This is a genomic window from Yersinia proxima (assembly GCF_902170785.1).
In the GTDB taxonomy this organism is placed as follows: domain Bacteria; phylum Pseudomonadota; class Gammaproteobacteria; order Enterobacterales; family Enterobacteriaceae; genus Yersinia; species Yersinia proxima.
Genome location: NZ_CABHYG010000002.1, coordinates 14,819 through 37,638, shown reverse-complemented (window position 1 = coordinate 37,638; position 22,820 = coordinate 14,819). Strand labels below are relative to the sequence as shown.

Sequence of the window (22,820 nt, the reverse complement as noted above, 5' to 3'; positions counted from 1 at the left end):
GCTGTGTATAACAATATTCTTTTCCAATAAATGGGTTTTTATATTAGTGTTTCTGGCAACGCCATTTTATATATGTATTTAGTTGAAAGTAGCATGCAGCCAGGAGTGCACCCCTGACTGTATGTATTAAAAATAAGGAAATTTTATTATCTTATTGATTACGCTTCAGCTTCTATAGCAAACTTAAGAACACCGTTATATACCTCACCATCTGCAGCATTTTTAGGTTGTTTAGCTTGGATATTTAAATCGCCAGAGTACTCCTTATTCACTAGATCGAAAAATTGTTCACCACTAGCATGTTTTAACTCTTGACCATCTATATCTATTTTGTAATCTGTAAATTTCTTAGTGTTGCTAGTGTCATTCATTTCAAAAGCCTCTCTTAATGAGACTTTAATTTTAGTTCCACCGACAGAAACAAATTTAATCTTTTCGCTATGGCTAAAATGACCATCATTTTTTATAGTGTCATATGCCATTTTTATAGAATCAAGTGTGCGACCATTGTCTTTACTGACTTTTATAGCTGTAACAATCTTTGCTTCAACAGCAATGTCTTTTTCTACAGGTTCTGCATTAGCACTACCGCTAACCAAAATAGCCATAGTTATAACTGAAAGTAGTGTTTTTTTCATCGTAAATACCCGATAGTCCGTTATATAAAATCCTTATCCATTAATGGAAAGGCATTAATAGTACGAGTGGCTTATATGTGTATGTGGCAATGATAACGAGGGCGTTAAATAGTTGCGTTAATACACCATTCTGTAAGCCGGAAAGAACACTATCATTTTAAATAGCACTATTTCAAGTAAGAGTTAGTCCTATTCTATTTGGTTTCGGTTATTCTATTATCTAATATTATAAATAATCTATCATTATACTTAATTAATGTTATTAATGATTGAGTAGTGTTTAAGTTAAATTAATTTTTCGATTATCTTCATTGTGGGTTGTTTTTTAAGGGGATAAACAGTCATTGCTGACTAATAAGTGTTATTTAAAAGATTAACTCGTTTGACACATATCTGACCCGACACTTTCATTGTTTTGTCACTTTTCTGTCATGTGGGAGTTATATTTCTGTCATCAAAAGGTGTCATGTTTGCTTCCGAACAAAAACTGATTTATTTCGCTCATCCATAGAAATTCATTGAGATGGGCCATACAGATTTATTCAGGGGCCAGATATGTTTAACAATGCTATTCGTAAAACGTCGATTGGTGTCGCACTGACCTTGGCATTTAGTGCCAATGCGATGGCGGTAACTGAAATTCCTTTCTGGCATTCAATGGAAGGAGAGTTAGGCGTAGAAGTTAACTCGTTAGCTGATCGCTTTAACCAGTCGCATAGCGATTATAAAATTGTGCCGGTCTATAAAGGCAACTACGAACAAAGTCTGGCGGCGGGCATTGCTGCTTTCCGTTCAGGGAAAGCGCCGGCTATTTTGCAGGTTTATGAAGTTGGCACCGCCACCATGATGGCGAGTAAGGCGATTAAGCCGGTATTCCAGGTATTTAAAGACGCCAATATTAATTTTGATGAATCCGTTTTCGTCCCGACGGTTGCGGGTTATTACACTGATGCTAAAACTGGCCACTTATTATCTCAGCCATTTAACAGCTCCACGCCGGTGTTGTATTACAACAAAGATGCTTTCAAAAAAGCGGGTTTGAATCCAGATCAACCGCCTAAAACCTGGCAAGAATTGGCCGAAGATACTGCTAAATTACGTGCCGCAGGATCAAGTTGTGGTTATGCCAGCGGCTGGCAGGGGTGGATTCAAATTGAAAACTTCAGTGCCTGGCATGGTCAGCCAATTGCCAGCCGTAATAATGGTTTTGATGGCACCGATGCGGTATTGGAATTCAATAAGCCTTTGCAAGTTAAGCATATTCAATTGCTGTCTGATATGAACAAGAAAGGTGATTTCACCTATTTTGGTCGTAAAGATGAATCGACTGCCAAGTTCTATAACGGTGATTGTGCTATTACCACGGCCTCTTCCGGATCTCTTGCGGATATTCGTCATTACGCCAAATTTAATTACGGTGTGGGCATGATGCCTTATGATGCTGATGCCAAGGATGCACCACAAAATGCCATTATTGGCGGTGCCAGCCTGTGGGTGATGGATGGGAAAGACAAAGATACTTATAAGGGCGTAGCTGAATTCCTACAATTCCTGACCCAGCCGGAAATTGCTGCTGAATGGCACCAGAAAACAGGCTACTTGCCTATCACCACCGCCGCTTATGAGCTGACCAAGCAACAGGGTTTCTATGACAAGAATCCAGGTGCTGATGTCGCCACTCGCCAGATGCTGAACAAGCCGCCATTGCCGTATACCAAAGGCTTGCGTCTGGGCAATATGCCACAGATTCGCACGGTGGTAGATGAAGAGCTGGAAGGTGTTTGGACTGGCAAGAAAACGCCACAGCAAGCATTAGATACCGCTGTGTCACGAGGTGATGTGTTGCTGCGTCGTTTCGAGCAAACCAACAAGTAATATTATTTGGCTACTTTACTTGCCAGTTTGAGCTAGCGATTTTCGCACTCAAACTGGCCGTATTCATCAGGCCAATGACTCTGTGTTGCCATTAGCATCTTGTTCGATAAACGGTTAATTTTATGTCATCTTCCCGTCCCGGTTTTTCCTGTAGTTGGTTACCTTACCTGCTGGTATTACCGCAACTGGCTATCACCGCCGTTTTCTTCCTGTGGCCTGCCGGTGAAGCACTGTGGTATTCGGTACAAATGCTCGATCCATTCGGCCTTTCCAGCGAATTTGTTGGGCTGAGTAACTTTATTGCGCTGTTTCACGATGAATACTATTTAGCCTCGTTTTACACCACACTGATTTTCAGCTCACTGGTGGCGGGAATTGGCTTAGTGGTGTCGCTATTTCTGGCGGCGATGGTGGATTATGTGCTGCGCGGCAGCCGTATCTATCAAACTTTAATGATTTTGCCTTATGCCGTAGCTCCTGCCGTGGCGGCAGTGCTGTGGATCTTTTTGTTCAATCCCGGTCTGGGGTTGATCACTCATTTTCTGGCCTCACTCGGCTACAACTGGAATCACGCCCAAAATAGTGGGCAGGCGATGTTTCTGGTGGTGTTGGCGTCGGTGTGGAAGCAAATCAGTTATAACTTCTTGTTTTTCCTTGCTGCGCTGCAATCCATCCCGCGCTCATTAGTTGAAGCCGCAGCCATTGACGGAGCCGGGCCGGTGCGCCGCTTCTTCAATCTGGTGTTGCCGTTGATTTCACCGGTGAGCTTCTTCCTGCTGGTGGTGAATCTGGTCTATGCCTTCTTCGATACTTTCCCGGTCATTGATGCTGCAACAGGTGGAGGCCCGATGCAGGCAACCACCACCCTGATTTATAAAATTTACCGCGAAGGTTTTGCCGGGTTGGATTTATCCAGTTCCGCCGCTCAGTCGGTTGTGCTGATGTTGCTGGTGATTGGCCTGACGGTTATCCAGTTCCGCTTTGTTGAGCGTAAGGTGCGTTACCAATGATTGAGAATCGCCGAGGGCTGGATATCTTTTGCCACGTCATGCTGATTATCGGCGTGCTGTTGATTCTGTTCCCGCTGTATGTGGCTTTTGTCGCGGCATCTCTGGACGACACCCAGGTGTTCCAGGTGCCAATGACGCTGATTCCTGGGCCGCATTTATGGCAGAACATCAGCCATATTTGGCATGCTGGTGTGGGTAATAACAGCGCACCTTTTGGGTTGATGCTGTTTAATAGCTTTGTGATGGCATTGGCGATTACCGTCGGCAAAATCACGGTATCGATGCTGTCCGCTTATGCCATCGTCTATTTCCGCTTCCCGCTACGTAATCTATTTTTCTGGCTAATTTTCCTCACTCTGATGTTGCCGGTGGAAGTACGAATTTTCCCGACGATTCAGGTGATTGCCAACCTAAATATGTTGGATAGCTACACCGGTCTGACTCTGCCGCTGATGGCATCCGCTACCGCCACTTTCTTATTCCGCCAGTTCTTTATGACCTTGCCAGATGAGCTATTGGAAGCGGCGCGCATTGATGGGGCAGGGGCTATGCGTTTTTTCTGGGATATCGTTTTGCCTCTGTCTAAAACCAATTTGGCAGCGTTGTTTGTTATCACTTTTATCTATGGTTGGAATCAATATCTCTGGCCAATCCTAATTACCAGCGATGCTTCGATGGGCACGGCGGTGGCGGGGATAAGAAGCATGATTTCTACATCGGGCGCTCCAACCCAGTGGAATCAGGTGATGGCTGCGATGATTTTGACTTTAATTCCACCGGTTGCGGTGGTCCTTTTGATGCAGCGTTGGTTTGTACGCGGTCTGGTAGACAGTGAGAAGTAATCTGATATGGCATGTTTAAAACTTCAGGCAGTAACCAAATCTTATGATGGCGTCACGCCAGTGATAAAGCAGATTGATTTAGATGTCGCTGATGGCGAATTCATCGTGATGGTCGGCCCGTCCGGTTGTGGTAAATCGACACTGCTGCGTATGGTCGCAGGGCTGGAACGCACCACCAGCGGAGATATCTATATCGATAATCTGCGGGTGACGGATATGGAACCCAAAGATCGTGGTATCGCCATGGTGTTTCAGAACTATGCGCTATATCCCCATATGAGCGTGTTTGACAATATGGCTTATGGCCTGAAAATCCGTGGTTTTGGCAAAGAGCAAATTCGCCAGCGCGTAGATGAAGCGGCTCGAATACTGGAGCTGCAACCGTTGCTCAAACGCAAACCGCGCGAGTTATCCGGCGGTCAGCGCCAGCGGGTTGCGATGGGCCGCGCGATTGTGCGCGAACCGGCGGTGTTCCTATTCGACGAACCCTTGTCTAATCTCGATGCCAAGCTGCGGGTACAGATGCGCCTTGAGCTGCAACAGTTACATCGGCGATTAAAAACCACCAGTTTGTATGTCACTCATGATCAGGTTGAAGCCATGACGCTGGCCCAGCGGGTGATTGTTATGAATAAAGGCGTGGCGGAGCAAATTGGCACGCCAAGTGAAGTGTATCAACGACCTGCGACTCTATTTGTTGCCAGCTTTATCGGTTCACCGGCGATGAACCTGTTAGCCGGCACCGTCAGCCCGGATGGGCGAGCCTTTATTTTAGCGGATGGCATGACTTTGCCGCTGGAGGTTCCACGGCCACAATGGGCAGATCGGCGCTTGACCCTGGGTATCCGTCCGGAGCATATTCAGCAAACGGTATCTCAGCCAACGGTATCTCAGCAAAAAAACTCAGCGCAGGGGGTGCCTATGACTTTATTAACGCTCGAATTGTTGGGCGCGGATAATTTAGCGCACGGGCAGTGGGGTGGGCAGAGTGTGATCGCCCGTTTATCCCATGAAGAGATGCCCGCGGCGGGCAGTATATTGCATTTGTATCTGCCACCTGCGGCGCTGCACTTTTTTGATTCAGAAAGCGGACTACGGATGGAATCATGAGTAAAAACTGGCCTTATCCAACTATTGTTGCTCATCGAGGTGGCGGTTCATTAGCGCCAGAAAATACTCTGGCGGCGATTGATGTCGGCGCGCATCACGGCCACAAGATGATTGAGTTTGATGCCAAGTTATCGCAAGACGGCCAGATATTTTTGCTGCATGACGACACTCTGGAGCGCACCAGCAATGGTTGGGGCGTGGCCGGAGAGTTACCCTGGGAAAAGCTGATTCAGCTGGATGCCGGTGATTGGTATAGCACAGCATTTCGTGGTGAGCGCCTGCCATTGCTCTCTGAGGTGGCGGTCCGTTGTGCCCAGTATGGTATGGCGGTAAATATTGAAATTAAACCGACCACCGGGACTGAAACCCCGACCGGCCGTGCTATTGCTTTGGCTGCTCGCTTATTATGGCAAGGCCAGGCGATTCCACCGTTATTATCCTCTTTTTCATATGAGGCATTAGTGGCGGCGCAGCAGGCAGCACCTGAGTTGCCGCGTGGCTTATTGCTGGATAAATGGGATGACAACTGGCAGGCGATGACGCGCGATTTGGATTGCGTTTCTTTGCATATTAACCACAAACAACTGACAGCCGAGCGGGTGGCGTTACTCAAAGCCGCCGGGCTGCGTATTTTGGTTTATACCGTCAACCAACCCGCGCGGGCGCAGGAATTGTTAAATTGGGGCGTTGACTGTGTCTGTACTGACCGTATAGATTTGATATATCCTCGTCCTTGAAGCTACAGGGGCGTTAGCTGCGCTCACTCACCCGAATCACATACTTGTGTATGCTCATCGGGATGTACTCGTTTGCTGCCTACCTGTAACGCCAATGAATTTGATATAGTATCCTCGTCCTTGAAGCTACAGGGGCGTTAGCTTGCTGCCTACCTGTAACTCCAATGACTTTGATATAAACAGAAAAGGAAACAGAGCGGTCAGTCATTCTTACATTTACGGGCTGACCTGGCCCGGCTTGACAGGAAGTGAACCATGCCCGCCTTTGTTATTTCGCTCTGGCACCAGATTGTTTTGTCTTCTCCGCTGTTTGTTCTACTCGCACTGGGCTACGGTTTGGTTCGATTTGGTAAATGGCCATCCACCATCACTGATGGCCTGACCCGCTTTGTCTTCTCCCTCGCGTTACCTGCCATGCTGTTTCGTATGATGTGCGATTTCTCTGAACGCCCTGCGGTGGATGCTCGCTTGCTGATTGCCTTTTTTGGCAGTTGTCTGGTGGTATTTGTTATCGGGCGAATCATCGCCAGCCGGGTATTTCATCTGGATGGTGTATCCGGCTCGGTCTTTGCCCTCGGGGGGATTTTTTCCAATAACGTGATGCTGGGGCTACCTATCGCCACCCTGATGTTGGGGGAAAAATCTATTCCGGCAGTGGCGTTGGTTTTGGTATTTAACGGATTGATCTTGTGGACATTAGTCACTATCTCCGTGGAGTGGGCGCGCAATGGTTCGCCAACATTAGCCGGGTTTGCGAAAACCGCCCGTAGTGTACTGACTAACCCACTGATTATTGGGATTATATCCGGTACTTTATTTAGTCTGACCGGTTTGCAATTGCCGCAATTTATCGACCAACCAGTCACTATGCTGGGGCAGGTTGCTCCGCCGTTGTCATTGATCGTGCTGGGCATGGGGTTGGCGGAATATCGTGTGAGTGAGGGCTGGCAAATCAGCAGTGCTATCTGCTTTCTGAAATTGATAGTGCAGCCGATGGTGATATGGGCACTGGCGTGGGCAATGAATTTACCCGTGCTGGAAACGCAAGTGGTGGTATTGCTCGGGTCAATGGCAACGGGTGTAAACGTTTATCTGATGTCGCGCCAATTTAATGTGTTGACCGGCCCTGCTGCTGCCAGTCTGGTTATGTCCACGGTACTTGCAGCTGTCACGACCCCACTGATTCTGACCATTATTGGCGTCGGGATGTCTTAACCGCAGAAAATGAGTTTTCTCCAACGAATGGTATTTCTGACAGCGGATATCATTCGTTTGGCTTATTATTGATCAAATGTAAACCTAGTTCGCTAATAATTAGTGTCCAACATCCGTTACAATTGCGCTTTATCACCTCAAAGAGCCAACTATTGTGTTGTTACTGGTTATTACCACTATCTTGTGGGCGTTCTCTTTTAGCCTGATTGGCGAATATCTGGCAGGCCAGGTAGATAGCTGGTTCTCTGTGCTGATGCGTGTCGGGCTGGCGGCACTGGTCTTCCTGCCTTTCCTGCGTTGGCGCAATATCAATTGGCGGGTGATTCTGCTGTACATGACGGTGGGCGCAATTCAACTGGGTATCATGTATTTGTTCAGCTTCCGCGCGTATCTCTATTTGACTGTGCCGGAGTTTCTGTTGTTCACCGTTATGACGCCGCTGTATGTCACCTTAATCTATGATTTGCTGCGCCGTCAGCGGTTGCGGTGGGGCTATGCCCTCAGTGCTTTGCTGGCTGTAGCTGGGGCGGCAATCATCCGTTATGACCATCTCAGTGAACACTTTTGGTGGGGATTGGTTCTGGTTCAGGCGGCAAATATCTGTTTTGCCATTGGGCAGGTGGGCTACAAACGTCTGATGGAGGTTCATCCTATCCCGCAGCATGTGGCATTTTCATGGTTCTACGTCGGCGCTTTGATTGTTGCTGTCATTGCCTGGTTTGTTTTCGGCAATCCACAAAAACTGCCCACCACGCCGTTGCAGTGGGGCGTGCTGGTTTGGCTGGGTGTTGGGGCTTCGGCCTTGGGCTACTTCATGTGGAACTATGGTGCGACACAAGTTGATGCTGGCACCTTGGGTATCATGAATAACGTGCATGTTCCGGCTGGGTTACTGGTGAATCTGGCTATTTGGCAAGAAAAACCCCATTGGCCCAGCTTTATCATTGGGGCAATTGTGATAATGGCCTCGCTATGGGTACACCGGCGTTGGGTCGCTCCGCATTCTTTACAAACGGCAGACTCTCGCAAGCGTGTTGCCGGGCCGAACGAATAAAGGCTTCAGTGACCGGTTGACGCTGTTCTCCATCTCGGACGGCAGCGTATAACCGGCTCCACAAACCATTTCCCAGTGTTTTCGTCACCACCAGCCCCTGACGTTCGAAGCTCTCTACCACCCAGTGTGGCAGGGCGGCGATCCCCATTCGTGCTGAGACCATTTGAATCAGCAGCAAGGTGTTATCAACATTTTTCAATGCGGGATTGATCCCCGCCGGTTGCAGAAAATGCCGCCAGATATCCAACCGTTGGCGCTGCACCGGATAAATCATTAACACTTCTTGTGCCAAATCTTCCGGCTCGATACGAGCTTTATTAGCTAATGGATGGTCAGGTGCCAATACTAAACGCACCTCAAAATCAAACATCGGCGAATAGTGCAGGCCACTGCGCGGCAAAATATCTGATGTCAGCACCAGATCCAACTCCCCTTGCTGCAAGGCTGGTTGTGGATCGAAAGTCACGCCTGATTTGAAGTCCATCGCCACTTGCGGCCAGCTTTTGTGGAAATTATCCAGCGCGGGTGTCAGCCATTGAATACAGCTATGGCATTCGATGGCGATACGCAGCGCAGTTTGGTGTGGTTCGTTGCAGGTTTGCAGCGCTTGCTTGATTTGCGGCAGCACTTGTTCCGCCAACTGCAACAGGATCTCACCTTGCGTTGTGAAACGTAACGGCTGGCTTTTACGCACAAACAGACGAAAACCCAGGCGCTGCTCCAGATCACTGAATTGATGGGACAACGCCGATTGGGTCTGATGAAGTTGTGTTGCCGCCGCAGCCAGTGAGCCGGTATTACGCAGAGCTTGCAGGGTGCGTAAGTGTTTCAGTTCGATCATGAGAGTCCTTCACAGTGACAGTGAGCAAATTGCGCTTGTGATTAATACAGTACCTGCTGATTATGGATGTGTAAACATCTGGATGGCTAAATGGGAAATAAGACGATGACAATTTTAAATCACACACTGGGTTTTCCGCGTGTAGGTCTGAAACGTGAACTGAAAAAAGCACAAGAAAGTTACTGGGCAGGCAACTCCACGCAAGAAGAATTGCTCAATGTGGGTCGTGAATTGCGCGCCCGCCATTGGCAACAGCAACAGCAAGCTGGCGTTGATTTAGTGCCAGTTGGTGATTTCGCCTGGTATGACCATGTCCTGACCACCAGCTTGCTGCTGGGTAACGTCCCGGAGCGCCATCAGAATGCCGATGGTTCGATTGATTTAGATACCTTATTCCGCATTGGCCGTGGCCGGGCACCAACCGGTACACCGGCCGCTGCGGCAGAAATGACCAAATGGTTTAACACCAATTATCACTACATGGTGCCAGAGTTCCAACAAGGCCAGCAGTTCAAACTGGGCTGGACTCAGTTGTTAGATGAAGTGGATGAAGCACTGGCATTAGGTCACAAAATCAAGCCGGTATTGCTTGGCCCGGTAACCTATCTGTGGCTGGGTAAAGTGAAAGGTGAGCAGTTTGATCGCTTGTCATTATTGCAAGACATTCTGCCGGTGTACCAGCAAGTGCTGGGCGAATTGGCCAAACGCGGCATCGAGTGGGTGCAAATTGACGAACCGGCATTGGTGCTGGAATTGCCACAAGAGTGGTTGGATGCTTACCAACCGGCTTATCAGGTGCTGCAAGGCCAGGTTAAATTGTTGCTGACCACCTATTTCGACAGTATTGGTCATAACCTCGACACTATCCGCGCTCTGCCAGTGCAAGGGCTGCATGTTGATGTGGTTGCCGGTCAGGATGATATTGCTGAGCTGAATGCAACATTGCCGCAAGAGTGGTTGCTATCACTGGGCGTTATCAATGGTCGTAACGTATGGCGTGCCGATCTGAGTCACTGGTTTGAGCGCTTGCAACCGCTGGTGAATAGCCGCCCGCTGTGGCTGGGGAGTTCTTGTTCCTTATTGCATAGCCCAATTGATTTAAGTGAAGAAACGCGTCTTGATGCCGAAGTGAAGAGCTGGTTTGCCTTTGCCCTGCAAAAATGTGCTGAACTGGCGTTGTTGACTCAAGCATTGAATGCACCAAGTGAAGCCAAACTGGCTGAACTAGCGGCTTACAGTGCACCAATTCGTGCTCGTCGCGCTTCCAGCCGTGTGCATAATCCGCAAGTAGAACAGCGTTTGGCGGCGATCACTGCGCAAGATATTGAACGCCAACTGCCTTATGAGGCGCGTGCAACTGCCCAACGTAAGCGCTTTAACTTGCCAGCCTGGCCGACCACCACCATCGGTTCATTCCCACAAACCACCGAGATCCGTGGCTTGCGTTTGGACTTCAAGCAAGGCCGCCTGGATGGTAAAAACTACCGCACCGGTATTAGCGAACACATCAAACAAGCTATTGCTGAGCAGGAACGTTTGGGGCTGGATGTGTTGGTTCATGGTGAAGCTGAACGTAATGACATGGTGGAATATTTCGGCGAGCATCTGGACGGCTTTGTCTTTACGCAAAATGGTTGGGTTCAGAGCTACGGTTCACGTTGCGTTAAGCCACCAGTGATTATTGGTGATATCAGCCGCCCTGAAGCCATCACCGTTGAATGGGCGAAATATGCTCAATCATTGACCGATAAACCGGTAAAAGGCATGTTGACTGGGCCGGTGACTATTCTGTGTTGGTCATTCCCACGCGAAGATGTCAGCCGCGAAACCATCGCTAAGCAAATTGCGTTGGCACTGCGTGATGAAGTGGAGGATCTGGAAAAAGCTGGTATTGGTATTATTCAGATTGATGAGCCAGCGCTGCGCGAGGGCCTACCTCTACGCCGCGCTGACTGGCAGGCTTACCTACAGTGGGCCGTCGATGCTTTTAAATTGAATGCTGCAGTCGCGCAAAACGATACTCAGATTCACACCCATATGTGTTATTGCGAATTCAATGACATCATGGATTCTATTGCTGCGCTGGATGCTGATGTTATTACTATCGAAACCTCTCGTTCAGATATGGAGTTGTTGGAATCATTTGAAGATTTCTCTTATCCGAATGAGATTGGCCCCGGCGTTTATGATATTCACTCGCCGAATGTGCCAAGTGTGGAATGGATTGAGGCTTTACTGCGCAAAGCGGCTCAGCGTATCCCGGCGGAACGTCTGTGGGTCAATCCGGATTGTGGCCTGAAAACTCGTGGTTGGCCGGAAACCCGCCAGGCTCTGGCAAACATGGTGTTGGCTGCACAACGTCTGCGCGAAGAACAGGTCTGATTAATAACGGTTTACTCTGTGTTGTGGGACTTTGGGCGCATATATTGCGCCCTTTTTTGTGACTGCTATTTATCATCTTCGTTAACAGGATTGGCTGCGACTCCGTGCTGCGCAAACCAGTCAAGCATGCGCTGCCAGCCATCGAGAGCCGATTCTTCATGGTAGCTTGGGCGGTAATCAGCGTTAAAGGCATGCCCTGCATCTGGATAAACAATGATTTCAGCATCGGCATTAGCTGCTCGCAATGCCTGACGCATGGTATCGATATGCTCTTGCGTGATACTTCCGTCTTTACCGCCATACAGCCCCAGCACGGGGGCGCTGAGATCGACGGCAACATCAACCGGATATCTTGGTAACAGTAAAGTTTTTTCTCCTACCAGTTTGCCATACCAGGCCACTGCGGCTTTTAATTGTGGATTATGGGCGGCATATAGCCATGCAATACGCCCACCCCAGCAAAAACCAGTAATGGCTAATTTGCTGGTATCGCCGCCATGGCGCGATGCCCAGTGGGCGGTATGGTCAAGATCCACCATCACCTGTCGATCGGGTACTTTACTGACCAGATTTTTAACTAGCGCGTTGATATCATCATATTCTTTGGCATCCCCTTGGCGGAAAAACAGCTCAGGAGCAATGGCCAGATAACCCTGCTTTGCCAATCTGCGGCAGATATCTTGAATGTGCTCATGCACACCAAAGATTTCCTGCACAACAATCACCACAGGATATGGCCCCGAGTGTTGGGCCGGTTTAGCAATATAAGCTGGCAACTCATCGCCTTGAGATGGAATGGTCGTTTCTGTGCAGTGAATCCCTTGTTGATCGGTATGGCGGATCGTTGGAGCCAGAGGGTCTACTGCGGGTGTGAATCCGCTTGTCGCCTGCCTGAGAGTCATAGATTGATCAGTTTTCACGGTGGTCTCCTTATGAAATGAGGAAAGTATGACTCGGTAAAGTCTTATTGGGTTGAGCTATCCATTGCCCTTGGTATTTGCTGTTGACGACTTTAACTATAGGTAATCTTTGGGATTAATGAGATGAGGTTTACAGTAATTAAGCATGTTATCGCGGCATGAGTACGGTAGATAAATAAGCTACTGGTAAGAAGATATTCATCCAACATTGCTCAATGAGTCCTACTATTGTTATTCATATATAAAATCATTACTGCAGTGGACGGTGTTTGTATGAATTTCAGGCTAGATAGTTTTAATTTGTGACTAATATCACAATTTTAATGTATTTGTATTTATCATTTCTTTTGTCAAAGTGACTGCTATCACGAAATTATGCGATGATTTTGAGTAAAGTATTCCTTTGTACCTCCCTATATTCCTAAATAATTCGAGTTGCAGGAAGGCGGCAAGTGAATGACAACTCGGTAAAAACCGATTTGAACAGCATTTATGCTAGCCCGCAGGGTGAGCCTTTTTGAGGCTCATTAATCCCGATGATTTTACATAAGTAACTGATTATTTGGATTAAAAATAGCTAACGCACATGCAGCTTGAAGTATGACGGACATAACATCTCTCATGAAAGAGGAGTCTCACACATGGCTAAATCCGACGTTTTTCACTTGGGCCTGACTAAAAATGATTTGCAAGGGGCGACTCTGGCGATCGTTCCGGGTGACCCACAGCGTGTTGAGAAAATCGCTAAATTGATGGATAACCCAGTACATCTGGCTTCACATCGCGAATTTACCTCATGGCGTGCCGAACTCGATGGCAAAGCTGTGATTGTCTGCTCAACGGGTATCGGTGGCCCCTCAACTTCTATTGCGGTTGAAGAATTGGCACAACTTGGTGTGCGGACGTTCCTACGTATTGGTACTACAGGTGCGATTCAGCCACATATTAATGTTGGTGATGTATTGGTCACCACCGCAGCGGTACGTTTAGACGGTGCCAGCTTGCACTTTGCACCAATGGAATTCCCGGCGGTGGCTGATTTTGATTGCACCACGGCATTAGTTAACGCGGCTAAATCAGTCGGTGCGACGACTCATATTGGCGTTACTGCGTCTTCAGATACTTTCTATCCAGGGCAGGAACGTTACGATACTTACTCTGGACGTGTTGTTCGCCGCTTTAAAGGTTCTATGGAAGAATGGCAATCTATGGGTGTGATGAATTATGAAATGGAATCTGCCACCCTGCTGACAATGTGTGCCAGCCAAGGCTTGCGTGCCGGTATGGTCGCAGGGGTGATTGTTAACCGCACCCAGCAAGAGATCCCGAACGAAGAAACCATGAAAGCGACTGAAAGCCACGCAGTAAAAATCGTCGTTGAGGCGGCTCGTCACCTGCTGTAATACAGGCGGCTTATGGGTAAACCCGCAATAAGCGAATCAATGAATACCAAATGAGCGGGTCAGTTTACTGGCCCGTTCTTTTTTTCGGCTGATTATCTGTTAATGTCGTAGCTCTTATAATGGACAGTAAAATAAGAGGAAAACATGACGACACCTGCTCTATCTCATCCTTCCCTATTACCACTGGATGGTGGTATTAACTTCCGCGATCTCGGTGGTAACGTCGTTGCAGATGGCCGGCGTATTAAGCGCGGGTTATTGTTTCGTTCAGGATCACTTGACCGTTTGAGCACCAAAGATTGTGCTGTTCTTAGCAGCAGCTCTGTCGCTCAAATCCTTGATTACCGCGATGCGGATGAAGTCCAGGCTAAGCCCGATATTGTGTGGCAAGGTGCCAGTTATCACAATATTCCAGCCAATCCCCTCAGCAGTGAAGTTAACGCCAATCTGGAAAAACTGACTAACGAGACGTTAGCAACATTTGATGCCAGAGCTTTCATGTTAGAGCTGTACCGTCGCCTGCCATTTAATAATCCAGCTTATAAACAGTTAGTCAGTTTGCTACAAAATAGTGCCTCACCAGAGTATGCAGCTGCTGGTGTGGTACAGCATTGTGCCGTCGGGAAAGACCGTACTGGAGTGGGTTCGGCTTTGGTATTGTTTGCCTTAGGCGCTGATGAATCGACTGTATTGGAAGATTACCTGTTGACTGAAACAACATTGGCACCTTTCCGTGAACACATGCTGGCGGAATTGGCATTAAAACTAAATTCTCAGGCGCTAGGGCAGTTTGCATTTGTATTGTCGGCTCGAGAAGAGTTTATTCAAACTGCACTGCGATGTATTCAAGAGCGTTACGGGAGCCGCGAGCAATGGCTACAGCAGGAATTTGGTCTTGGTAGTATTGAGCGCGAAAAGTTGCAGTCATATTTCCTGGAGTAATGGTTTCCTAAGAGAGTGATATTCTCATTTCTCCTGTATTGAGCCACCATTAAGCCACCATTAAGTGGCTGAGGTTAATGACAAAGTGCCAGTAACGGTGAAAACAGGCAGATCGTAAAGACGCCGTAAACCCCTCCCTGGGGGCTCGAGCCGCGCCATCCCTGGCGCGGACGCTTTACTCTTCTATCTGCCTTCACCTTGCAAGATCGAGTTATCGAAGTTTGTCAGCAGTCTGCGCCACTAAGTGGCTCTTTTTAACCGCTTAATGATGCAAACTACCGCTTAACCAGTTCGCTGATATTTCTCTTGGGGAGCAGGCGTATGTTAACGCCTGACAAATTCCCTGGAGAGAATGCTCATGCAACATGCGATTACCTTTGTTATCGCCTCCGCGTGTGTCCTTGTGATCTGCTACCGTTTATACGGTATCTTTTTTGTTCGCAAGGTTCTGCGCGTCGATGACAGTGAAGTAACACCTTCCCACACCTTTGAAGATGGCAAAGATTACGTTCCAACTAAAAAATGGGTGAACTTTGGTAGCCACTTTGCAGCCATTGCTGCGGCTGGTCCCTTAGTTGGCCCTGTATTGGCGGCCCAGTATGGTTATTTACCCGGCTTCCTATGGTTATTGATTGGTTGTGTTATCGGCGGTGCCGTTCACGATACCGTTGTTCTGTTTGCTTCGATGAAACATCAGGGTAAATCTCTATCTGAAGTGGCTAAATCAGAACTCGGGCCAGTCGCAGGTTGGTGTACCGGTCTGGCAATGCTATTTATCATTACTATTACTATGGCCGGGTTATCAATGGTTGTAGTACATGCGCTGGAACGTAACCCTTGGGGTACTTTCGCGGTGTTCATGACAATCCCTATCGCGATCTGTGTTGGCTTATGGGAACGCATGACCGGCAGCATGAAAGGGGCTTCTTATGTGGGTATTGCCGCCATTATGGTGTGCGTGTTCGTCGGCCCTTATATTGAACATACTTGGCTTGGCGAATGGCTCATGCTGAAAGCAGATACCGTCAGTATCATTCTTCCAATGTATGCTTTCTTCGCGACAGCCCTACCTGTCTGGATGTTATTGACCCCTCGCGGTTATCTCTCCAGCTTTATGAAAATCGGCGTATTCGGTGCACTGATTGTTGGCGTTGTATTTATTAACCCTGAAATTCAATTCCCAGCAGTAACACAGTTTATCCACGGCGGTGGCCCCGTACTGGCTGGCCCAGTCTGGCCATTTATCTCTATTACCATTGCTTGTGGCGCTATTTCTGGTTTCCACGCCTTTATTGGTTCAGGTACTACACCAAAACAAATCGATAAATGGAGTGACATCTTACCTGTTGGTTTTGGTGCGATGTTGGCCGAGTGTATGGTCGGGGTAATGGCCTTGATCGCTGCAACATCTCTGCATCCTGCTGACTACTTTGCTATTAACTCTTCAGCCGAAGCCTGGAGTGTGTTGGGCATGGAAGTGGTTAACCTACCAAAACTGAGTCAGGAAATTGGCTTAGATTTGTATGGCCGTACCGGCGGCGCAGTCACCTTAGCTGTGGGTATGACTGATATCTTCATTCGTGTGCCGTGGTTTAGTAGTTTGGCCGCTTACTTCTTCCAATTTGTTGTGATGTTTGAAGCGGTATTCATTCTGACAGCAGTTGACTCTGGTACTCGTGTTGCTCGTTACCTGCTGCAAGATTTCCTGGGCGATATTTGGGCTCCACTAAAACGTACTGATTGGTTACCGGGCACATTAGCATGCAGTGTTATTGCTTGTGCGCTGTGGGGTTACCTCCTTAACTCCGGTGATATCAACTCGGTCTGGGCGCTGTTCGGTGTATCAAATCAGCTAATGGCTTCTGTTGGTTTGATTATCGGTGCGACTATCATTCTGCGTTTGGCAACCAAACGAATTTACATGCTGACTTGTGTGATTCCATTGGCTTACCTGTTTGTCACCGTAAACTATGCTGGTTACTGGATGATCACCCACGTGTACTTCAATTCAGCAGCGAAAGGTTACAACCTGTTTAATGGCATCATCTCTATTATTATGATGACATTGGGTGTCATTATTCTGATATCAGCACTGAAAAAATGGCGTGAATTGTGGATCCGCAGATCAGCCGAGATGGCTGGCAATAAGGTGGTTACTGCCAACGCCTGATATCCCAAATCGATAGCTTTAGTCTTATTAAACGGTCGGAACCTTCCGGCCGTTTATTTTTTGTTAAGTTAAAATGTCGACACATTGAGTATGCTAACGGCTACTTTATTGATAACAGGAAAATGCCTGTGACCTTAAATGATGTCATTACTGTCGTTATTGATTTTGTTCGTGTACATGAAACATGGGCAATGCCTATCGTGTTTATTCTCGCTTTTGGTGAGTCATTAGCCTTTCTTTCCTTACTGTTACCCGCCACGGTTATCTTGCTTGGATTGGGTGCATTAATCGGTGAAAGTGGAATTTCCTTCTGGCCGATTTGGGCCGCCGCAGTAGCTGGGGCTTTTTTTGGTGACTGGCTCTCCTATTGGATTGGCGATCATTATAAAGATCGCGTCGGTACACTGTGGCCTCTTTCTCGCAACCCTCAACTACTCGTCCGCGGCCATGCTTTCTTTGAGCGCTGGGGGTTCTTTGGTGCTTTTATTGGCCGCTTCTTTGGCCCATTGCGAGCAGTTGTCCCGCTAGTCGCTGGAATATGTGCTATGCCAAAATTCTATTTCCAGTTGGCTAATATCACATCTGCCATCATTTGGGCATTCGGTATTCTTGCCCCTGGTACTTTTGGTATTCAGTGGCTATCTCACTGGATAGATTAACTTTGTATGGGCTCTGAGGCAGCTCCATATTTTGTGGCTGACAGTTTTAACCCATTTCTTTGTCGCAAAGTAAGCGGTTTTTTATCTGCTTATTATTTATGCGCACAGCTTCGCAATATGGGATGTAACGGAAAAACACTCTGGACATCCATACAGTATCCCCTTACCTTGACTGACATTAGGTTAATGGGGAGATAACCGTGGATATCAGTTTATTTTATGGGCTGGGAGGCAGCCTGCTTGGTGGGCTTATAGGTTGGCTAATTGCCAGTTTGTCTCAGCAACGTAATAAGGCACAGCAGGATATTGAGCGGCGGTTACTGGAGCAGTCATTACAGCAGGCTCAGCAAAACACTCTAGAATTACAGACCTTGTTGCAACGTAATGAGCAGCAATTAAGGCAAAGCGAATTAGAACAGCGTAATTTGCACAGCCAACTCGCGGCAAATGCTGAAAAACTGCAACAATTAGCTCATTGGCGCAATGAATGTGAGCAGCTCAATCAAGAATTACGGGCGCAAAGAGAAGTGAATAGCGCGCAAGAAGCTGAACTGCGTGAAGTGACTATTCGTTTGGAAGAAACACGGCTGACCTCAGAAGAAAAGCAACGCCTACTCCTTAATAGTGAGCAACGGCTAACCACTCAGTTTGAAAATCTGGCAAATCGCATCTTTGAACAAACTGGCCGCCGAGCTGATGAACAAAATAAGCAAAGCCTGGATCGCTTATTGTTACCTCTACGGGAACAGCTAGATGGTTTTCGCAAGCAGGTTCAGGACAGTTTTGGGCAAGAGGCTCGAGAACGCCATACTCTGACCCATGAAATCCGTAGCTTACAGCAGCTCAATGCTCAAATGGCGCGCGAAGCTCTAAACCTGACCAAGGCCCTCAAAGGGGATAATAAAACCCAAGGGAACTGGGGTGAAGTGGTTTTAGCGAAAGTACTTGAGGCTTCAGGGTTACGCGAGGGTTATGAATATCAAACCCAGGTTAGCGTAAAAATTGATAGCAACAGTCGCATGCAGCCGGATGTCATTGTGCGCTTGCCGCAGGGTAAAGATGTCGTTATTGACGCTAAAATGTCGCTAGTAGCCTATGAGCGCTATTTTAATAGTGAAGATGAGATTGAACGCGAAGCGGCATTAAGCGAACATTTATCGTCACTACGTGCACATATCAGGATGCTGGGCCGTAAGGATTATCAGCAACTTCCTGGTTTACGTTCGCTTGACTATGTATTGATGTTTATTCCCGTTGAGCCTGCGTTTTTGGTGGCTATCGACCGTCAGCCTGAATTGATCAGTGAAGCGCTACAGCACAATATTATGTTGGTTAGTCCGACAACATTGCTGGTGGCTTTACGAACTATTACCAATTTATGGCGCTACGAGCATCAAAGCCAAAATGCGCAACGTATTGCGGAAAGAGCCGCCAAACTCTATGACAAATTACGTTTATTTGTTGATGATATGGAGACGTTGGGGCAAAGCCTCGATAAAGCACAGTTAAGTTATCGTCAGGCAATGAACAAACTGTCGCAAGGCCGTGGTAACCTGATAGGGCAAGTTGAAGGTTTTCGTACTCTGGGGGTCGAGGTAAAACGGCCTATTAGTCCAACACTGGCAGAGAAAGCCAGTCTGGAAGATCAACCTGAGGGCGATTTAGCGCTATCCGATGATGCAGAATCCGAGATAAGTGATTCTGCACCGCTGAAGTATCAGGGTTAGTTGCATGTTCCTCTTCTGTATGATGTTGAGAAAGCTGCGATTAAGCAGTTGCCTTAATACCAGGTGAGGTGGGGCTTTCATCGGAGTTCTGGTACACTTCCTCGAAAGATTGACTGAAAAGCAGGCACAGAAAATGGTAGATCAGGAGAAGGAAACCACTCATTTTGGTTTTCGCACCGTAGCCAAAGAACAAAAAGAAGGCATGGTGGCAGAAGTTTTTCATTCCGTAGCCGCTAAATACGATCTGATGAATGACCTGATGTCGTTCGGTGTTCACCGTATTTGGAAGCGTTTTACTATTGACTGTAGCGGTGTTCGGCGCGGTCAACGGGTATTGGATCTGGCAGGTGGTACCGGCGATTTAACCGCCAAGTTTTCTCGTTTGGTGGGTGAACAGGGTGAGGTTGTCCTGGCTGATATCAATGAGTCAATGTTGCGTATGGGCCGTGAAAAGCTGCGCGATAAAGGTATTGTTGGTAATGTCAGCTATGTTCAGGCGAATGCTGAGGCGTTACCTTTCCCTGATAATTACTTTGATTGCATTACCATTTCATTCGGCTTGAGAAACGTAACTGAAAAAGAAAAGGCGCTGCGCTCGATGTTTCGGGTATTAAAGCCCGGTGGTCGCTTACTGGTTCTTGAGTTCTCTAAGCCACTTCTGGAGCCTTTGAGTAAAGCCTATGATGCTTACTCCTTCCATATTTTGCCTAAGATTGGTGAACTTGTGGCGCAGGACTCTGAAAGCTACCGTTATTTAGCTGAGTCTATTCGGATGCACCCTGACCAAGAAACACTGAAGGGCATGATGATGGATGCCGGGTTTGAAAACGTAACCTATTCCAATTTAACCGGTGGCATTGTTGCGTTACATCGGGGCTTCAAGTTCTAACAGGAATCTGGTTATGCCGCTAAAATCACTGATATTTAAATCCTTGTCACTGAAACCAGCTTTGCTATCGCCACTAATAACTGCCGCTATAGAAACATCACTAAATAGTGTGTTATTTCGTGATAAAAGTTTGAAAGCTGCACGTTTACGCTTAGCGGGAAAAGTACTGAGTATCGAGTTGCGTGAGGTGAGCTTTCCTCTGCTATTAGTATTTAGCGAGCGGCAGGTTGATGTTTTAAGTCAATGGGATGGTGATGCGGATTGCACAGTGAAAACGAACGTTGCTGTGCTGGCAAAGTTGCGGGACCGTCAACAGCTTTCACCTTTGATGCGTAGTGGTGAATTGATTGTCGAAGGTGATATCCAAGTAGTTCAGCAACTTATCACCTTACTTGATCTTGCTGAATGGGAACCAGCTGAATGGCTGGCTCCCTATATTGGTGATATTGCAGCGGAAACCATTGGGCAGGTCATCCATAAAAGTAACCGTTTTCTCAGTAAGCAGTTTCAACAGCAACAGCATTATGTTGCTGAAGCCATAACTGAAGAATGGAAAATAGCGCCAGCGCCGCTGGAGGTGGTGTGGTTTAACGAAGAGGTTGATGCTACCGCTCGTGCAACCGAGGCTTTGACTGCCAGATTGGCAACCATGGAGACAAAACAATGACGCCAGGAGAACTTCGGCGCCTGTATCTTATCATTCGGGTTTTCTTGAGCTACGGGCTGGATGAGTTAATTCCGAATATACGTTTGACGTTGCCATTACGTGTTGGTCGTCATCTATTTTTCTGGTTGCCTAATCGTCATAAAGATAAACCGCTGGGTGAGCGTTTGCGGCTTGCCTTGCAGGAGCTAGGGCCTGTTTGGATCAAGTTTGGCCAAATGATGTCCACACGGCGTGACCTCTTCCCGCCAGCAATTGCCGATCAACTTGCGTTGTTACAGGATAGAGTCGCTCCATTTGATGGCGCGCTCGCACGCAAACATATAGAAATCGCGATGGGTGGGCCATTAGAAACATGGTTTGACGATTTTGAACAGGAGGCTTTGGCTTCAGCTTCTATCGCGCAAGTACATACGGCACGTTTAAAAGAAAATGGTCAGGAAGTTGTACTCAAAGTTATTCGACCTGATATCTTGCCAATTATTAAAGCTGATGTACGGTTGATGTACCGTCTGGCGGGCTGGGTACCCAAACTTTTACCGGATGGCCGCCGATTGCGTCCACGGGAAGTTGTGCGTGAATATGAAAAAACACTGCTTGATGAGCTAAATTTGCTGCGGGAAGCAGCTAATGCTATTCAACTGCGTCGTAATTTTGAAAACAGTCCAATGCTCTATATTCCCGAGGTCTATTCTGATTATTGCCGGGAAAGCGTATTGGTCATGGAGCGAATTTACGGCATTCCTGTATCTGATATTGCAGCTTTGGAAGATCAAGGCACCAATATGAAGTTGCTGGCTGAGCGCGGGGTTCAAGTCTTCTTTACTCAGGTTTTCCGTGATAGTTTTTTCCATGCAGATATGCACCCTGGGAATATCTTTGTCAGTTATGAGCATCCTCATGACCCGCTTTATATCGGTATTGATTGCGGTATCGTCGGCTCATTAAATAAAGCAGATAAACGCTATCTTGCTGAAAACTTTATTGCTTTCTTTAATCGGGATTATCGGCGGGTTGCAGAGCTGCATGTTGATTCTGGCTGGGTTCCTCGTGATACCAATGTTGAAGATTTTGAATTCGCTATTCGTACCGTCTGCGAACCTATTTTTGAAAAACCGCTAGCCGAAATATCCTTCGGCCATGTGTTATTGAATCTCTTTAACACCGCACGCCGTTTTAATATGGAAGTACAGCCACAGTTGGTTTTACTACAAAAAACCTTATTGTATGTCGAAGGCTTGGGGCGTCAACTTTACCCTCAGCTTGATCTTTGGACGACAGCCAAGCCTTTCCTGGAAAGCTGGTTGCGAGATCAAGTCGGGTTGCCTGCGATTATCCGTGCATTGAAAGAAAAAGCACCATTCTGGGCTGAAAAATTTCCTGAGCTGCCAGAGCTTGTGTATGACAGTTTGCAGCAGCATAAATTATTACAGCAAAGTGTCGATAAACTCACAACTCAAATGCAAGGCCAGCAACAACGTCAGGGCCAATCACGGTATTTGTTCGGTGTTGGCGCTACACTATTAGTCAGTGGTACCATTTTATTCTTGGCCAATGCGGTAGAAATCTCAGTTGGATTCATTGTCGCGGGAGTATTGGCTTGGTTTATTGGTTGGCGGCGAACCAGTTAATGACTTATTGCTGAAAGTATCTATGGATAGTCTATTGTGCGGCTTATGAGTTATATAAAAGTTATTCGATAAGTCGCTTATTTGTTTAAGAAGCTATGCGCTAGTTCAAAA

At 47.3% G+C, this 22,820-nt stretch carries 19 protein-coding genes; 16 read left to right on the top strand and 3 right to left on the bottom strand.

What is annotated here, in order from left to right:
* Window positions 1–158: 158 nt before the first annotated feature.
* Window positions 159–638 (bottom strand): CS1 type fimbrial major subunit, encoded by a 480-nt coding sequence (locus tag FTB31_RS01535; protein WP_050076873.1) that lies wholly within the window; start codon window positions 636–638, stop codon window positions 159–161.
* A 555-nt stretch (window positions 639–1,193) separates the two neighbouring features.
* On the opposite strand from FTB31_RS01535, the gene ugpB reads away from it, so the two are divergent.
* The 7 genes from ugpB to FTB31_RS01500 all read left to right on the top strand — a co-directional run bounded on the left by ugpB (window position 1,194) and on the right by FTB31_RS01500 (window position 8,481).
* Window positions 1,194–2,513, top strand: a complete 1,320-nt coding sequence (gene ugpB, locus FTB31_RS01530) for a sn-glycerol-3-phosphate ABC transporter substrate-binding protein UgpB (protein ID WP_050076874.1) — start codon at window positions 1,194–1,196, stop codon at window positions 2,511–2,513.
* Window positions 2,514–2,635: 122 nt separating this feature from the next.
* Window positions 2,636–3,523 (top strand): sn-glycerol-3-phosphate ABC transporter permease UgpA, encoded by an 888-nt coding sequence (gene ugpA / locus FTB31_RS01525; RefSeq protein ID WP_004703935.1) that lies wholly within the window; start codon window positions 2,636–2,638, stop codon window positions 3,521–3,523.
* A complete protein-coding gene (ugpE, locus tag FTB31_RS01520) occupies window positions 3,520–4,365 on the top strand; it encodes a sn-glycerol-3-phosphate ABC transporter permease UgpE (RefSeq protein ID WP_050076875.1) in 846 nt (281 codons plus the stop codon). The genes ugpA and ugpE overlap by 4 nt, the downstream gene beginning before the upstream one ends.
* Window positions 4,366–4,371: 6 nt before the next feature.
* Window positions 4,372–5,475, top strand: a complete 1,104-nt coding sequence (locus tag FTB31_RS01515) for a sn-glycerol-3-phosphate import ATP-binding protein UgpC (protein WP_050076876.1) — start codon at window positions 4,372–4,374, stop codon at window positions 5,473–5,475.
* The gene (gene ugpQ, locus FTB31_RS01510) at window positions 5,472–6,212 is read left to right on the top strand and encodes a glycerophosphodiester phosphodiesterase (protein ID WP_227720076.1); all 741 of its coding nucleotides are present in this window, start codon (window positions 5,472–5,474) and stop codon (window positions 6,210–6,212) included. The genes FTB31_RS01515 and ugpQ overlap by 4 nt, the downstream gene beginning before the upstream one ends.
* Window positions 6,213–6,467: 255 nt before the next feature.
* Window positions 6,468–7,427 carry an AEC family transporter gene (locus FTB31_RS01505; RefSeq protein WP_050076878.1) on the top strand — a complete coding sequence of 320 codons (960 nt, stop codon included), beginning with the start codon at window positions 6,468–6,470 and terminating at the stop codon, window positions 7,425–7,427.
* A 154-nt stretch (window positions 7,428–7,581) separates the two neighbouring features.
* Window positions 7,582–8,481, top strand: coding sequence for a carboxylate/amino acid/amine transporter (locus FTB31_RS01500; RefSeq protein ID WP_077295595.1), 900 nt, complete (start codon window positions 7,582–7,584; stop codon window positions 8,479–8,481).
* On the opposite strand, the gene metR is transcribed toward FTB31_RS01500, so the two are convergent.
* A complete protein-coding gene (metR, locus tag FTB31_RS01495) occupies window positions 8,369–9,322 on the bottom strand; it encodes an HTH-type transcriptional regulator MetR (protein WP_005163900.1) in 954 nt (317 codons plus the stop codon). The two genes, FTB31_RS01500 and metR, sit on opposite strands and share 113 nt — an antisense overlap.
* 105 nt (window positions 9,323–9,427) lie before the next feature.
* Between metR and metE the strand changes: the two genes are divergently transcribed.
* Window positions 9,428–11,704, top strand: coding sequence for a 5-methyltetrahydropteroyltriglutamate--homocysteine S-methyltransferase (gene metE, locus FTB31_RS01490; protein WP_227731044.1), 2,277 nt, complete (start codon window positions 9,428–9,430; stop codon window positions 11,702–11,704).
* Window positions 11,705–11,769: 65 nt separating this feature from the next.
* Here metE and FTB31_RS01485 read toward each other — a convergent pair whose 3' ends face one another.
* Window positions 11,770–12,624, bottom strand: a complete 855-nt coding sequence (locus FTB31_RS01485) for a dienelactone hydrolase family protein (protein ID WP_227727305.1) — start codon at window positions 12,622–12,624, stop codon at window positions 11,770–11,772.
* A gap of 641 nt (window positions 12,625–13,265) precedes the next feature.
* Here FTB31_RS01485 and udp point away from each other — a divergent pair.
* The 8 genes from udp (at window position 13,266) to ubiB (ending at window position 22,709) form a co-directional block, all read left to right on the top strand.
* Window positions 13,266–14,027, top strand: a complete 762-nt coding sequence (udp, locus tag FTB31_RS01480) for a uridine phosphorylase (protein ID WP_019080151.1) — start codon at window positions 13,266–13,268, stop codon at window positions 14,025–14,027.
* Between the two features lie 144 nt (window positions 14,028–14,171).
* Window positions 14,172–14,969: a tyrosine-protein phosphatase gene (locus FTB31_RS01475; protein WP_050076882.1), complete on the top strand. Its 798-nt coding sequence runs from the start codon at window positions 14,172–14,174 to the stop codon at window positions 14,967–14,969.
* A gap of 358 nt (window positions 14,970–15,327) precedes the next feature.
* Window positions 15,328–17,139, top strand: a complete 1,812-nt coding sequence (locus tag FTB31_RS01470; protein WP_005165604.1) for a carbon starvation CstA family protein — start codon at window positions 15,328–15,330, stop codon at window positions 17,137–17,139.
* Between the two features lie 128 nt (window positions 17,140–17,267).
* Window positions 17,268–17,798, top strand: coding sequence for a DedA family protein (locus tag FTB31_RS01465; protein WP_227724927.1), 531 nt, complete (start codon window positions 17,268–17,270; stop codon window positions 17,796–17,798).
* A gap of 200 nt (window positions 17,799–17,998) precedes the next feature.
* Window positions 17,999–19,525 (top strand): DNA recombination protein RmuC, encoded by a 1,527-nt coding sequence (rmuC, locus tag FTB31_RS01460; protein ID WP_227731043.1) that lies wholly within the window; start codon window positions 17,999–18,001, stop codon window positions 19,523–19,525.
* A gap of 133 nt (window positions 19,526–19,658) precedes the next feature.
* Entirely contained in the window at window positions 19,659–20,414 is a 756-nt protein-coding gene (gene ubiE / locus FTB31_RS01455; protein ID WP_019080147.1) for a bifunctional demethylmenaquinone methyltransferase/2-methoxy-6-polyprenyl-1,4-benzoquinol methylase UbiE, read from the top strand.
* Between the two features lie 13 nt (window positions 20,415–20,427).
* A complete protein-coding gene (gene ubiJ, locus FTB31_RS01450; RefSeq protein ID WP_050076884.1) occupies window positions 20,428–21,081 on the top strand; it encodes a ubiquinone biosynthesis protein UbiJ in 654 nt (217 codons plus the stop codon).
* Window positions 21,078–22,709, top strand: coding sequence for a ubiquinone biosynthesis regulatory protein kinase UbiB (gene ubiB / locus FTB31_RS01445; RefSeq protein WP_077175511.1), 1,632 nt, complete (start codon window positions 21,078–21,080; stop codon window positions 22,707–22,709). The genes ubiJ and ubiB overlap by 4 nt, the downstream gene beginning before the upstream one ends.
* The last annotated feature ends 111 nt before the right edge of the window (window positions 22,710–22,820 follow it).

Excerpts from the sequence above, each read along its gene's own strand:
- FTB31_RS01475 (WP_050076882.1), top strand. The coding sequence starts at position 14,172 with ATGACGACACCTGCTCTATCTCATCCTTCCCTATTACCACTGGATGGT.
- FTB31_RS01535 (WP_050076873.1), bottom strand. The coding sequence starts at position 638 with ATGAAAAAAACACTACTTTCAGTTATAACTATGGCTATTTTGGTTAGC.
- ugpE (WP_050076875.1), top strand. The coding sequence starts at position 3,520 with ATGATTGAGAATCGCCGAGGGCTGGATATCTTTTGCCACGTCATGCTG.
- ubiE (WP_019080147.1), top strand. The coding sequence starts at position 19,659 with ATGGTAGATCAGGAGAAGGAAACCACTCATTTTGGTTTTCGCACCGTA.
- FTB31_RS01505 (WP_050076878.1), top strand. The coding sequence starts at position 6,468 with ATGCCCGCCTTTGTTATTTCGCTCTGGCACCAGATTGTTTTGTCTTCT.
- ubiJ (WP_050076884.1), top strand. The coding sequence starts at position 20,428 with ATGCCGCTAAAATCACTGATATTTAAATCCTTGTCACTGAAACCAGCT.
- metE (WP_227731044.1), top strand. The coding sequence starts at position 9,428 with ATGACAATTTTAAATCACACACTGGGTTTTCCGCGTGTAGGTCTGAAA.
- metR (WP_005163900.1), bottom strand. The coding sequence starts at position 9,322 with ATGATCGAACTGAAACACTTACGCACCCTGCAAGCTCTGCGTAATACC.
- FTB31_RS01470 (WP_005165604.1), top strand. The coding sequence starts at position 15,328 with ATGCAACATGCGATTACCTTTGTTATCGCCTCCGCGTGTGTCCTTGTG.
- FTB31_RS01515 (WP_050076876.1), top strand. The coding sequence starts at position 4,372 with ATGGCATGTTTAAAACTTCAGGCAGTAACCAAATCTTATGATGGCGTC.
- ubiB (WP_077175511.1), top strand. The coding sequence starts at position 21,078 with ATGACGCCAGGAGAACTTCGGCGCCTGTATCTTATCATTCGGGTTTTC.
- udp (WP_019080151.1), top strand. The coding sequence starts at position 13,266 with ATGGCTAAATCCGACGTTTTTCACTTGGGCCTGACTAAAAATGATTTG.
- ugpA (WP_004703935.1), top strand. The coding sequence starts at position 2,636 with ATGTCATCTTCCCGTCCCGGTTTTTCCTGTAGTTGGTTACCTTACCTG.
- ugpB (WP_050076874.1), top strand. The coding sequence starts at position 1,194 with ATGTTTAACAATGCTATTCGTAAAACGTCGATTGGTGTCGCACTGACC.
- ugpQ (WP_227720076.1), top strand. The coding sequence starts at position 5,472 with ATGAGTAAAAACTGGCCTTATCCAACTATTGTTGCTCATCGAGGTGGC.